Origin of the sequence: Pantoea sp. Cy-640 (genome assembly GCF_011752635.1) — a bacterium.
GTDB lineage: Bacteria > Pseudomonadota > Gammaproteobacteria > Enterobacterales > Enterobacteriaceae > Pantoea > Pantoea dispersa.
Genome location: NZ_VWXB01000004.1, coordinates 1 through 11,689 on the forward strand (window position 1 = coordinate 1; position 11,689 = coordinate 11,689).

Here is an 11,689-nt window from a genome sequence, read left to right on the forward strand (position 1 = left end):
GCTCATCCTTGCGTATTATGACCGGGCAGAAAAGCGTATTATCCGGATCGACTGACCACAAAAAGTGTTACCTGTGTGCCCGGTCTGATCTGTTACCCATGTGCCCGGTCGTACCTTCATGCGCACCGTTAATCACGCTCCTGCGCCACATATGTATTCATGCGCACCGCTCTGCACGGCGTAAAATCGCCGCTTAACGCACCCACCCGTCGCTCTGCGCGCGGAAACCACACGCCTGCATAAACGCCGCGCGTACGCGCTGATCGTCTTCCCCGTCATCGGCAACCCACCAGTGATCCAGCGCGCTGTTCTGCGCTATCGTCTCCTCCAGCAGATACTGCCCTACGCCGCGCCGCCGCGTAACTTCACGCACTTCCAGCTGCGTAATCTTGCCCAGCGTGCCGCGAATCTCCAGCCGCAGCGCCCCAAGCAGGCGATCGTTAAAGCGCGCTGCATACAGCCGCTGCGCTTCACTGAGGCTGGCTTCCAGCTGCGCGATATCCTGCTGCGGCCAGACTTTGGCTAAATCCAGTCGATCCTGCGGCGTCAGCGTGCTGATGCGCTGAATAGTGAGCTTCATAACCCTTACCTGTACTGGCAGAAAGGCCTTAGTGTAGCGAATTTAGACAGTCAGAGCGCTGTCACTTTTTTGCGATGAAAAGAGGTCAAATGCCAGCCACTTTGCCAGGATTGTGGAGTAAGCCAGCATCGATCGCTGAAAAAGCCAGCATAACGCGCTGGCCTGGTGGTGAAAAACCGGCCATAAAAACCAGAGTAATCTGCTGTTCTCGTCAGCTTTTACTGAATATGTCAGTTGATTTACAGAAGAAAGTTCCTGTTTAATAACCTGAAAAATAAAGCCTTCTTAACAAAAAATGCCAGAAAAGAGCGCTAACTCATTATTCTCAAATCAGTTTTGCTCTTTGACTGGCAGATAAATAACCAATCACAACAGACACGACACAACAGATGGGGAAGTTCGCATGAAAATGAGTAAAGGACGCGCATTACTGGCGGGTTGCGTAGCGCTGGCGATGAGCCATGCGGTACTGGCGAAAGACATCAAAATTGCGATTGTCGGTGCGGCAACCGGCCCGGTGGCGCAGTACGGTGACATGCAGTTCACCGGTGCGGCCCAGGCGATCAAGGACATCAACGCCAAAGGCGGCGTAAACGGCGACAAGCTGGTCGGCGTAGAATATGACGACGCCTGTGACCCGAAACAGGCGGTTGCGGTGGCCAACAAAGTGGTCAATGACGGCATCAAATACGTTATCGGCCACCTGTGCTCCTCCTCCACTCAGCCGGCATCAGACATTTATAACGATGAAGGCATTCTGATGATCACCCCGGCGGCTACTGCGCCTGAACTGACCGCGCGCGGCTATGCCGACGTGATGCGTACCACCGGTCTGGATTCCGATCAGGGCCCGACCGCTGCCAACTACATCCTCGATCAGATCAAACCAAAACGTATTGCCGTGGTGCATGACAAGCAGCAGTACGGTCAGGGCCTGGCGGAATCCGTGCAGAAAACCCTGAAGGCGAAAGGCGGCAACGTGGTGCTGTTCGAAGGGATCACCGCTGGCGATAAAGACTTCTCCACGCTGATTGCGCGCCTGAAGAAAGAGAACGTCGACTTCGTTTACTACGGCGGTTACTACCCGGAACTGGGCCAGATTCTGCGTCAGGCCAAAACCGCCGGTCTGAAAGCCGGCTTTATGGGACCAGAAGGGGTCGGCAACGCTTCCCTGTCTAACATCGCGGGTGACGCCTCTGAAGGCCTGTACGTGACGCTGCCGAAGCGCTACGACCAGTTGCCAGACAACAAAGCGATTGTGGACGCGATCAAAGCCAACAGCGCATCAAACCGCAAAGATCCAACCGGCCCGTTCGTCTGGACCACCTATGCGGCTATTCAGTCACTGGTGGCGGGCATTGAGCGCAGCAAAAGCGATGAGCCTGATGCGATTGCTAAAAACCTGAAAGAGGGTGCGCCGGTGCCCACCGTGATGGGTAACCTGAGCTGGGACCAGAAGGGCGATCTGAAGGGCTTCGAATTTGGCGTCTTCAAATGGCACAAAGACGGTTCTTCTACCGCAGTTAAGTAAGCACGCTCCTGAATTGTCCCTCTCCCGATGGGCGAGGGCAGGGTGTGGCACCGCGCGCACGCGCTGAATGAGGCGCTGCGACGCGGTGCCACACCCTAACCCGGTGCCGAACGCACCGGGGATTTCCCGTTTACATGCAGGTCCTCACTATGTCCGAGCAGTTTCTCTATTTCATTCAGCAGATGTTCAACGGGGTCACCCTCGGGAGCACCTACGCGCTGATCGCCATCGGTTACACCATGGTTTACGGCATCATCGGCATGATCAACTTCGCCCACGGCGAGGTATACATGATCGGCAGCTATGTCTCCTTTATCGTGATTGCCGCCCTGATGATGATGGGTATCGACACCTCGTGGCTGATGATTGCCGCCGGGTTCGTGATGGCGGTGATTATCTCCAGCGCCTACGGCTGGAGCATCGAGCGCGTGGCGTATAAGCCGGTGCGCTCCTCCAAACGCCTGATCGCGCTGATCTCGGCGATTGGTATGTCGATCTTTCTGCAGAACTACGTCAGCCTGACGCAGGGCTCGCGCGATCTGGCGCTGCCCAGCCTGATCACCGGCCAGTGGACGCTGGGTGAGAGCAACGGCTTTGCCGCCACGCTCACCACCATGCAGCTGGTTATCTGGGTCGTCACCTTCCTCGCGATGCTGGCGCTGACGCTGTTCATTCGTTATTCGCGCATGGGCCGCGCCTGCCGCGCCTGCGCTGAAGATCTGAAAATGGCCAGCCTGCTGGGCATTAACACTGACCGCGTGATCTCGCTGACCTTTGTGATCGGCGCAGCGATGGCGGCCGTGGCTGGCGTGCTGCTGGGGCAGTTTTACGGCTCCATCAACCCGTTCATCGGCTTTATGGCCGGCATGAAAGCCTTTACCGCGGCGGTACTGGGCGGCATCGGCAGCATTCCGGGCGCGATGATTGGCGGCCTGGTGCTGGGCATTGCGGAAGCGCTGACGTCAGCCTATCTGTCGACCGAATATAAAGACGTGGTGTCGTTCGCGCTGCTGATCGTGGTGCTGCTGGTGATGCCAACCGGTATCCTGGGCCGTCCGGAGGTGGAGAAAGTATGAAACGCCTCGGTCTGGTTAACGCCGTGGTCTCCACGGTGATGCTGCTGGTGCTCGCCAGCTTCTTTATGGGTATGCGCCTCGATCTCGACGGCACCAAACTGGTGGTGGCGAATGCGGGCGCCGTGCGCTGGAACTGGATCTTCCTCGGCTGCGCAGTGGTGTTTGTGTTCCAGCTGCTGCGTCCGCTGTTGCAGGGCAAGCTCAAACGCAGTGGCAAAGGGCTGGTGCTGCCGGGTTTTGACGGTTCGACACCAAAACAAAAGCTGCTGATGCTGCTGGTGATTATTGCCGCCGTCGCCTGGCCCTTCTTCGTGTCGCGCGGCAGCGTGGATATCGCCACCCTGACGCTGATCTACGTGATGCTCGGCCTCGGCCTGAATGTGGTAGTGGGCCTGTCCGGCCTGCTGGTGCTGGGTTACGGCGGCTTTTACGCCATCGGTGCTTACACCTTTGCGCTGCTGAATCACTATTACGGTTTTGGCTTCTGGGAAAGTCTGCCGCTGGCCGGCATTGTTGCCGGTGCCTTTGGCCTCCTGCTGGGCTTCCCGGTGCTGCGGCTGCGCGGTGACTATCTGGCGATTGTGACGCTCGGCTTTGGTGAGATCGTGCGTATTCTGCTGCTGAACAGCACATCAATCACTGGCGGTCCCAATGGAATCGCGCAGATCCCCAAGCCGAGCCTGTTTGGTATTGAATTTGGCCGGCGCGTCAGTGAAGGCGGCTGGACCACCTTCCACGATCTGACGGGTCTGGCGTACGATCCCAATCACCGCGTGATTTTCCTTTATCTGGTGGCGCTGCTGCTGGTGGTGCTGACGCTCTTCGTCATCAATCGTCTGCTGCGCATGCCGCTGGGGCGCGCGTGGGAAGCGCTGCGTGAAGATGAGATCGCCTGCCGTTCGCTCGGTCTCAGCCCAACGCGCATCAAGCTGACGGCCTTTACCATCAGCGCGGTGTTCGCCGGTTTCGCCGGTACGCTGTTTGCCGCGCGTCAGGGCTTTGTCAGCCCGGAATCTTTCACCTTTGTCGAGTCCGCGTTTGTGCTGGCGATTGTGGTGCTGGGCGGCATGGGTTCGCAGCTGGCGGTGATCCTGGCCGCGATTCTGCTGGTGGTGTCGCGCGAGCTGATGCGTGATTTGAACGAGTACAGCATGCTGGTGCTCGGTGGGTTGATGGTGCTGATGATGATCTGGCGTCCGCAGGGGCTGCTGCCGATGAAGCGTCCGCACCTGAAGCTGAAACAGGCAAAACAAGGAGAGCAGGCATGAGTCAGCCTTTATTAGCCGTTGAAGGCCTGATGATGCGCTTCGGCGGCCTGCTGGCCGTCAACAACGTGGCGCTGGAACTGCATCCGCAGGAGATCGTCTCGCTGATTGGCCCGAACGGGGCGGGGAAAACCACGGTATTCAACTGCCTGACCGGTTTCTATAAGCCAACGGGCGGCACCATCAAACTGCGCGATCAGCCATTGCAGGGCCTGCCGGGGCAGAAGATTGCGCGCATGGGCGTGGTGCGAACTTTCCAGCACGTGCGCCTGTTCCGTGAGATGACGGTGATTGAAAACCTGCTGGTGGCGCAGCATCAGCATCTGAAAAGCGGCGTGTTCTCCGGGCTGTTTAAAACCCCGGCGTTCCGGCGCGGCGAGAGCGAAGCGCTGGACCGCGCGGCCAGCTGGCTGGAGCGCATTGGCCTGCTGGAGCTGGCTAACCGCCAGGCCGGCAATCTGGCTTACGGCCAGCAGCGCCGGCTGGAGATCGCCCGCTGCATGGTGACGCGCCCGGAAATCCTGATGCTCGACGAACCGGCGGCCGGCCTCAACCCGCGCGAAACGCACGAGCTGGATGAGCTGATCGCTGAACTGCGCGGCGAACACAAGGTGACGGTGTTGCTGATTGAACACGATATGAAACTGGTGATGGGCATTTCTGACCGCATTTATGTGGTGAACCAGGGAACGCCGCTGGCCAACGGTACGCCGGAAGAAGTGCGTAACAACCCGGATGTGATCCGTGCTTATTTAGGTGAGGCGTAACATGGCGAACCCGATTTTAACTTTACAGGGTGTCAGTGCGCACTACGGCCCGATCCAGGCACTGCATAACATTAATCTGCATATCAGTCAGGGCGAAATCGTGACGCTGATTGGCGCTAACGGCGCGGGTAAAACCACGCTGCTCGGTACGCTGTGTGGCGAGCCGCGCGCCACCAGCGGCACCATCACCTTTGATGGCAAAACCATTACCGACTGGCAGACGGCAAAAATCATGCGTGAAGCGATTGCCATCGTACCGGAAGGCCGGCGCGTATTTTCGCGCATGACGGTGGAAGAGAACCTGGCGATGGGCGGCTTTTTCGCGACGCGTCAGCAGTATCAGGAGCGCATTGAGCGCGTTTATCAGCTGTTCCCCCGGCTGGCGGAGCGCAAAGTGCAGCGCGCCGGCACCATGTCCGGCGGTGAGCAGCAGATGCTGGCGATTGGCCGCGCGCTCATGAGCCAGCCGCGCCTGCTGCTGCTGGACGAGCCGTCGCTGGGTCTGGCGCCGATCATTATCCAGCAGATTTTCGACACCATCGAACAGCTGCGTAAAGAGGGCATGACCATCTTCCTCGTCGAGCAGAACGCCAACCAGGCACTGAAGCTGGCCGATCGCGGCTACGTGCTGGAGAACGGTCACGTGGTGCTGGAGGATAGCGGTGAAGCGTTGTTGTCCAATGAAGCGGTGAGAAGCGCGTATTTAGGCGCCTGACCTGGCTGTGGTCATGACGTGGGTGCGGTGATTTGCCCTCACCCTAACCCTCTCCCGCACGCGGGAGAGGGAACCGTACAGCAGCGTTTTTCAGGCCAGGTTGCTATCCTGACATCCTCCCGGACTTCTCTCGCCCTGCACAAGAAGGCATCAGCGCGCACGGCCTTCCATCTCCCTCTCCCTGTGGGAGAGGGCCGGGGTGAGGGCATCAGCGCGCACGGCCTTTCATCTCCCTCTCCCCGTGGGAGAGGGCCGGGGTGAGGGCATCAGCGCGCACTAACCCCGTCACATTCCCGTCATAATCCTGTTATTTTTCCGTCATTTCCTCGTGTCATGTTACTTCGCGAACAAAAAATGCGTGATATCGCGCGCGCCACAAGCACAGGAAACCCTTATGTCCGCTTTTACGCTTCGTCCCCGCCTGATGAGTCTGCTGCTCGGTCTGGCGATCAGCGGTAATGCGCTGGCTGCTACTGAAATCCCTTTCTGGCACTCCATGGAAGGCGAGTTAGGCAAAGAAGTCGATTCTCTGGCACAGCGTTTTAACCAGGCTCACCCGGATTACAAAATCGTTCCGACCTACAAAGGCAACTACGAGCAGAGCCTGGCCGCGGGTATCGCTGCGGTGCGCAGCGGTAAGGCACCGGCCATTCTGCAGGTTTACGAAGTGGGCACCGCCACCATGATGGCCTCTAAAGCCATCGTGCCGGTGCATGAAGTGTTTAAAAACGCCGGCGTGCCGATGGACCCGAAACAGTTTGTTCCTGCCGTTGCCGGTTACTACAGCGACAGCAACGGCCAGCTGATCTCGCAGCCGTTCAACAGTTCCACGCCGGTGCTGTACTACAACAAAGACGCGTTCAAAAAAGCCGGTCTTAACCCGGATCAGCCACCGAAAACCTGGCAGGCGCTGGCGCAGGATGCCGCCGCGCTGCGTAAAGCCGGCATGAGCTGCGGCTATGCCAGCGGCTGGCAGGGCTGGATTCAGATCGAAAACTTCAGCGCCTGGCATGGCCTGCCGGTTGCCACCAAAAACAACGGCTTTGACGGTACCGACGCGGTGCTGGAGTTCAACAAACCCGTGCAGGTGCGCCACATCCAGCTGCTGGAAGAGATGAATAAGAAAGGTGATTTCACCTACTTTGGCCGTAAAGACGAGTCAACGTCCAAGTTCTACAACGGCGACTGCGGTATCACCACCGCCTCATCCGGTTCGCTGGCCGACATTAAGCATTACGCCAAATTCAACTTTGGCGTGGGCATGATGCCGTACGATGACACCGTGCCGAACGCACCACAGAACGCCATTATCGGTGGCGCCAGCCTGTGGGTGATGAAAGGCAAAGATGCAGCGACGTACAAAGGCGCGGCGGAGTTCATGAAGTTCCTCGCCCAGCCGGATATCGCGGCAGAATGGCACCAGAAAACCGGTTATCTGCCGATCACCACCGCGGCTTATGAGCTGACCAAACAGCAGGGCTTCTATGACAAAAACCCGGGCGCGGACATCGCCACGCGGCAGATGCTGAATAAAGATCCGCTGCCGTTCACCAAAGGGATGCGTCTGGGCAACATGCCGCAGATTCGTACCATCGTCGACGAAGAGCTGGAAGGCGTGTGGACTGGCAAACAGTCGCCACAGGCAGCGCTGGACAACGCGGTGAAACGCGGCAACGAACTGCTGCGTCGCTTTGAACAGCAAGTGAAGTAACTCCGTAATGGCGGGATGGACGGGTAAGTCCGTCCCGCTGTCTCTTTCTGACGAGCCTGCTATGTCTTCATCATCACGTCCGGTTTTCCGCGCCCGTTTGTTGCCGTATCTGCTGGTGGCCCCGCAGCTGGCGATCACCGCGATCTTTTTTCTCTGGCCCGCCGGAGAGGCGCTGTGGTACTCGCTGCAAAGCATCGATCCGTTTGGCATCTCCAGCACCTTTGTTGGCCTTGATAACTTCCGCCGGCTGTTCAGTGACGACTACTACCTTGATTCGTTCTGGACCACCCTCGTGTTTAGCGCGCTGGTGACAGTATGCGGTATGACGTTCTCGCTGCTGCTGGCGGCGCTGGTGGATTACGTTATCCGGCTGAAAAAGCTCTATCAGACGCTACTGTTGCTGCCCTATGCGGTGGCGCCGGTAGTTGCGGCGGTGCTGTGGATGTTCCTGTTCAATCCGGGGCTGGGGCTGTTCAGCCATCTGCTGAACCAGCTTGGCTACAACTGGAACTATGCGCAGAACAGCGGTCAGGCGATGTTCCTGATTGTATTAGCGTCGATCTGGCAGCAAATGAGCTACAACTTCCTGTTTTTCTTTGCCGCGCTGCAGTCCATTCCTAAATCGCTGGTGGAAGCCGCGGCGATTGACGGTGCCGGACCGGTGCGCCGTTTCTTTAATCTGTCGCTGCCGCTGATTACGCCGGTCAGCTTTTTCCTGCTGGTGGTGAATCTGGTTTACGCCTTTTTCGACACCTTCCCGGTGATTGATGCCGCCACCGGTGGCGGGCCGGTACAGGCCACCACCACGCTGATCTACAAAATCTACCGCGAAGGCTTCACCGGACTCGATCTCTCGTCGTCCGCCGCGCAGTCGATGGTGCTGATGCTGCTGGTTATCGGCCTGACCATTCTGCAATTCCGCTTTGTCGAGCGTAAGGTGCAATACCAATGATTGAAAATCGACGCGGGCTGGATATCTTCGCCCACACGCTGCTGGCGCTGGGGGTGCTGACCATTCTGTTCCCGCTGTACGTGGCGTTTGTCGCCGCGACGCTGGATAACAACGCGGTGTATCAGGTACCGATGACGCTGGTGCCGGGCCCGCATCTCATCGACAACATCACCCACATCTGGCGCGATGGCGTCAACGGCAGCGCGGCGTTTGGCCTGATGATGCTGAACAGCCTGATCATGGCGCTGGGCATCACCGTGGGCAAAATCACGGTGTCGATGCTCTCAGCTTTTGCGCTGGTATGGTTTCGTTTTCCGCTGCGCACGCTGTTTTTCTGGCTGATCTTCATCACCCTGATGCTGCCGGTAGAAGTGCGTATTTTCCCGACGGTGGAGGTGATCTCCACGCTGCACATGCTGGACAGTTACAGCGGTCTGACATTGCCGCTGATGGCCTCCGCGACCGCCACGTTCCTGTTCCGCCAGTTTTTTATGTCGCTGCCGGATGAGCTGATTGAAGCGGCGCGCATTGACGGCGCCAGCCCGATGCGTTTTTTCTGGGATATCGTGCTGCCGCTGTCAAAAACCAATCTCGCCGCGCTGTTTGTCATCACCTTTATTTACGGCTGGAACCAGTATCTGTGGCCGCTGCTGATCATCAACGATGCCGGCCTGAGCACTGCCGTGGCGGGGGTGAAAAGTATGATCAACACCAGCGGCGGTCCGACGCAGTGGAACGAAGTGATGGCGGCGATGTTATTAACCCTGATCCCACCGGTGGTGGTGGTGCTTGTGATGCAGCGCGCTTTTGTGCGTGGCCTGGTGGAGAGTGAGAAATAGATGGCAGCGGTAACCCTTCAGACCGTTACGAAATCGTATGACGGCAAAAACCAAATCATTCAGCCGCTGAACATCACCATCAATGACGGTGAGTTTATGGTGATGGTCGGCCCGTCCGGCTGCGGAAAATCGACGCTGCTGCGCATGGTGGCCGGGCTGGAGCGCGTCACGTCGGGCGATATCTACATCGATGATCGGCGCGTCACCGACATGGAGCCGAAAGATCGCGGCATCGCCATGGTATTCCAGAATTACGCGCTCTACCCGCACATGACGGTGGGAGAGAACATGGCTTACGGCCTGAAGATCCGCGGCATGGGCAAGGAACAGATTACCCAGCGGGTGATGGATGCGGCGCGCAGTCTGGAGCTTGATCACCTGTTGCAGCGCCGTCCGCGCGAGCTCTCCGGCGGCCAGCGTCAGCGCGTGGCCATGGGCCGCGCCATCGTGCGGGAACCGGCGGTGTTTCTGTTTGATGAGCCGCTGTCGAACCTGGATGCGCGCCTGCGCGTGCAGATGCGTCTGGAGCTGCAGCAACTGCACCGCCGGCTGAAAACCACCAGCCTGTACGTCACGCACGATCAGGTTGAAGCCATGACGCTGGCGCAGCGCGTGATGGTGATGAATAAAGGCGTGGTGGAGCAGGTGGGCACGCCGGTGGAGGTGTATGAGCGTCCGGCCAGTCAGTTTGTTGCGTCGTTCATCGGCGCGCCGGCGATGAACCTGCTACCCGGTCAGATCAACAGCGATGGCTCGCGCTTTACGCTCGACGCGCTCAACAGCCTGCCGCTCGGCGCAGGCAAAGCGCGATGGGCCAACCGTCCGCTGACGCTCGGCATTCGTCCCGAGCATATTCAGCTCAGCAACCGTGAGGCCGGCGGTGTGCCGCTGGTGGTGGATACGCTGGAGATCCTCGGCGCGGACAATCTTGCGCATGGTCACATTGGCAACACGCGGCTGGTGGTGCGTTTGCCGCACAGCGAGCGGCCGCAGGCTGGCAGCAGCCTGTGGCTACAACTGCCGCCAGATGCGTTACACTTCTTCGATTCTACCCATGGAAAGCGTCTGGAATGAGTGTAAAAAACTGGCCCTATCCGCACATTGTTGCGCATCGCGGCGGCGGCAAGCTGGCCCCGGAAAATACCCTGGCGGCGATTGATGTCGGCGCGCACTACGGTCATACCATGATCGAATTCGACGCCAAACTGTCACAGGATAAGCAGATTTTCCTGCTGCACGATGACACGCTGGACCGCACCAGCAATGGCTGGGGCGTGGCGGGCGATCTGCCGTGGCAGCAGCTGGCGCAGCTGGATGCCGGCAGCTGGTTTAGCCGTGAATTTGACGGTGAGCCGCTGGCATTGCTGAGCGAGGTGGCCGCGCGCTGCCGCCAGCATCGGATGATGGCCAACATTGAGATCAAACCCAGCAGCGGTACCGAGGTGGAAACCGGACGTGATGTAGCGCTGGCCGCACGAACGCTGTGGCAGGGACAAACGGCACCGCTGCTGTCCTCGTTCTCGTACGCGGCGCTGGAAGCGGCGATGCAGGCCGCGCCGGAGCTGCCGCGCGGCCTGCTGCTGGATGAGTGGCACGACGACTGGCAGGCGCTGACCGCCGCGCTCGACTGCGTCTCCATCCATTTAAATCATCGCTTGCTGGACGCCGGACGCACCGCCGCGCTTAAAGCCGCCGGTCTGCGTATTCTGGTGTATACCGTGAATCAGCCCGCGCGGGCGCGCGAGCTGCTGAGCTGGGGCGTGGATGCCATCTGTACCGATCGCATTGATGCTATCGGCCCGGACTTCCGTTAATTGCCGTACTGCGTCTGCGCATTGCTGTTCTGCTGGCCCGGCTGCGACTGAATCACGCGCTGCCGGGCGCTATCGCGCCGCTCCTGCAGCTTACGCTGCATCTCCTGATTTTGCTGCTGCTGATCCTGACGCAACTGCTGCTGCTGTTGCTGCTGCTGGATCTGCATGCGCGTCTGCATCCGCTGCTGGCTTGGGTTATAGCCGGGTTGATTCGGTTGGTTAGTGTTGTTCAGCATGTTCGCCATGCCGCTCAGCGGCATCAGTGCCGCGATAACAATCAGCCATTTTTTCATGGTGTTCCTCCATCAGTGCGGCCTGCTGTGTGAGGTTGCTCGCCACCCGGCAGCAACCGCCGCAACCATAAGTTTATGCGATATCACAAACCCCAAAACCAGGAGTGCACCTAATTTGGCTTAACTGCTATCTTTTTTACAGTATT

The 11,689-nt window shown here is 58.8% G+C and carries 13 protein-coding genes; 11 read left to right on the forward strand and 2 right to left on the reverse strand.

Going from position 1 to position 11,689, the window contains the following annotated elements; translation table 11 throughout:
- Positions 1-193 precede the first annotated feature (193 nt).
- The gene (gene panM / locus F3J36_RS11525; RefSeq protein WP_021508008.1) at positions 194-580 is read right to left on the reverse strand and encodes an aspartate 1-decarboxylase autocleavage activator PanM; all 387 of its coding nucleotides are present in this window, start codon (positions 578-580) and stop codon (positions 194-196) included.
- An 89-nt stretch (positions 581-669) separates the two neighbouring features.
- On the opposite strand from panM, the gene F3J36_RS11530 reads away from it, so the two are divergent.
- From F3J36_RS11530 to ugpQ, 11 genes are all read left to right on the forward strand, one after another.
- A complete protein-coding gene (locus F3J36_RS11530; RefSeq protein WP_158252660.1) occupies positions 670-843 on the forward strand; it encodes a hypothetical protein in 174 nt (57 codons plus the stop codon).
- Between the two features lie 140 nt (positions 844-983).
- Positions 984-2,111 (forward strand): branched-chain amino acid ABC transporter substrate-binding protein, encoded by a 1,128-nt coding sequence (locus F3J36_RS11535; protein WP_021508007.1) that lies wholly within the window; start codon positions 984-986, stop codon positions 2,109-2,111.
- A 149-nt stretch (positions 2,112-2,260) separates the two neighbouring features.
- The gene (gene livH, locus F3J36_RS11540; protein WP_010615899.1) at positions 2,261-3,187 is read left to right on the forward strand and encodes a high-affinity branched-chain amino acid ABC transporter permease LivH; all 927 of its coding nucleotides are present in this window, start codon (positions 2,261-2,263) and stop codon (positions 3,185-3,187) included.
- A complete protein-coding gene (locus F3J36_RS11545) occupies positions 3,184-4,455 on the forward strand; it encodes a high-affinity branched-chain amino acid ABC transporter permease LivM (RefSeq protein WP_166719748.1) in 1,272 nt (423 codons plus the stop codon). Before livH ends, F3J36_RS11545 begins: the two co-directional genes overlap by 4 nt.
- Positions 4,452-5,219, forward strand: coding sequence for a high-affinity branched-chain amino acid ABC transporter ATP-binding protein LivG (livG, locus tag F3J36_RS11550; RefSeq protein WP_021508005.1), 768 nt, complete (start codon positions 4,452-4,454; stop codon positions 5,217-5,219). Before F3J36_RS11545 ends, livG begins: the two co-directional genes overlap by 4 nt.
- A gap of 1 nt (position 5,220) precedes the next feature.
- The gene (gene livF, locus F3J36_RS11555) at positions 5,221-5,934 is read left to right on the forward strand and encodes a high-affinity branched-chain amino acid ABC transporter ATP-binding protein LivF (RefSeq protein ID WP_010615896.1); all 714 of its coding nucleotides are present in this window, start codon (positions 5,221-5,223) and stop codon (positions 5,932-5,934) included.
- Between the two features lie 394 nt (positions 5,935-6,328).
- Positions 6,329-7,645, forward strand: a complete 1,317-nt coding sequence (ugpB, locus tag F3J36_RS11560) for a sn-glycerol-3-phosphate ABC transporter substrate-binding protein UgpB (protein WP_021508004.1) — start codon at positions 6,329-6,331, stop codon at positions 7,643-7,645.
- Between the two features lie 61 nt (positions 7,646-7,706).
- Positions 7,707-8,597 carry a sn-glycerol-3-phosphate ABC transporter permease UgpA gene (gene ugpA, locus F3J36_RS11565; RefSeq protein ID WP_166719749.1) on the forward strand — a complete coding sequence of 297 codons (891 nt, stop codon included), beginning with the start codon at positions 7,707-7,709 and terminating at the stop codon, positions 8,595-8,597.
- Positions 8,594-9,436 (forward strand): sn-glycerol-3-phosphate ABC transporter permease UgpE, encoded by an 843-nt coding sequence (gene ugpE, locus F3J36_RS11570; protein ID WP_021508002.1) that lies wholly within the window; start codon positions 8,594-8,596, stop codon positions 9,434-9,436. The genes ugpA and ugpE overlap by 4 nt, the downstream gene beginning before the upstream one ends.
- Positions 9,437-10,510, forward strand: coding sequence for a sn-glycerol-3-phosphate import ATP-binding protein UgpC (locus F3J36_RS11575; RefSeq protein ID WP_166719750.1), 1,074 nt, complete (start codon positions 9,437-9,439; stop codon positions 10,508-10,510).
- Positions 10,507-11,250 carry a glycerophosphodiester phosphodiesterase gene (gene ugpQ / locus F3J36_RS11580; RefSeq protein WP_132465703.1) on the forward strand — a complete coding sequence of 248 codons (744 nt, stop codon included), beginning with the start codon at positions 10,507-10,509 and terminating at the stop codon, positions 11,248-11,250. The genes F3J36_RS11575 and ugpQ overlap by 4 nt, the downstream gene beginning before the upstream one ends.
- Here ugpQ and F3J36_RS11585 read toward each other — a convergent pair.
- On the reverse strand, positions 11,247-11,543 hold the full coding sequence (locus F3J36_RS11585; RefSeq protein ID WP_058780901.1) for a DUF2756 domain-containing protein: 297 nt from the start codon (positions 11,541-11,543) through the stop codon (positions 11,247-11,249). The two genes, ugpQ and F3J36_RS11585, sit on opposite strands and share 4 nt — an antisense overlap.
- Between the last annotated feature and the right edge of the window lie 146 nt (positions 11,544-11,689).

Coding starts and splice junctions, on each gene's coding strand:
- panM (WP_021508008.1), bottom strand. CDS start 580: ATGAAGCTCACTATTCAGCGCATCAGCACGCTGACGCCGCAGGATCGA.
- F3J36_RS11530 (WP_158252660.1), top strand. CDS start 670: ATGCCAGCCACTTTGCCAGGATTGTGGAGTAAGCCAGCATCGATCGCT.
- F3J36_RS11535 (WP_021508007.1), top strand. CDS start 984: ATGAAAATGAGTAAAGGACGCGCATTACTGGCGGGTTGCGTAGCGCTG.
- livH (WP_010615899.1), top strand. CDS start 2,261: ATGTCCGAGCAGTTTCTCTATTTCATTCAGCAGATGTTCAACGGGGTC.
- F3J36_RS11545 (WP_166719748.1), top strand. CDS start 3,184: ATGAAACGCCTCGGTCTGGTTAACGCCGTGGTCTCCACGGTGATGCTG.
- livG (WP_021508005.1), top strand. CDS start 4,452: ATGAGTCAGCCTTTATTAGCCGTTGAAGGCCTGATGATGCGCTTCGGC.
- livF (WP_010615896.1), top strand. CDS start 5,221: ATGGCGAACCCGATTTTAACTTTACAGGGTGTCAGTGCGCACTACGGC.
- ugpB (WP_021508004.1), top strand. CDS start 6,329: ATGTCCGCTTTTACGCTTCGTCCCCGCCTGATGAGTCTGCTGCTCGGT.
- ugpA (WP_166719749.1), top strand. CDS start 7,707: ATGTCTTCATCATCACGTCCGGTTTTCCGCGCCCGTTTGTTGCCGTAT.
- ugpE (WP_021508002.1), top strand. CDS start 8,594: ATGATTGAAAATCGACGCGGGCTGGATATCTTCGCCCACACGCTGCTG.
- F3J36_RS11575 (WP_166719750.1), top strand. CDS start 9,437: ATGGCAGCGGTAACCCTTCAGACCGTTACGAAATCGTATGACGGCAAA.
- ugpQ (WP_132465703.1), top strand. CDS start 10,507: ATGAGTGTAAAAAACTGGCCCTATCCGCACATTGTTGCGCATCGCGGC.
- F3J36_RS11585 (WP_058780901.1), bottom strand. CDS start 11,543: ATGAAAAAATGGCTGATTGTTATCGCGGCACTGATGCCGCTGAGCGGC.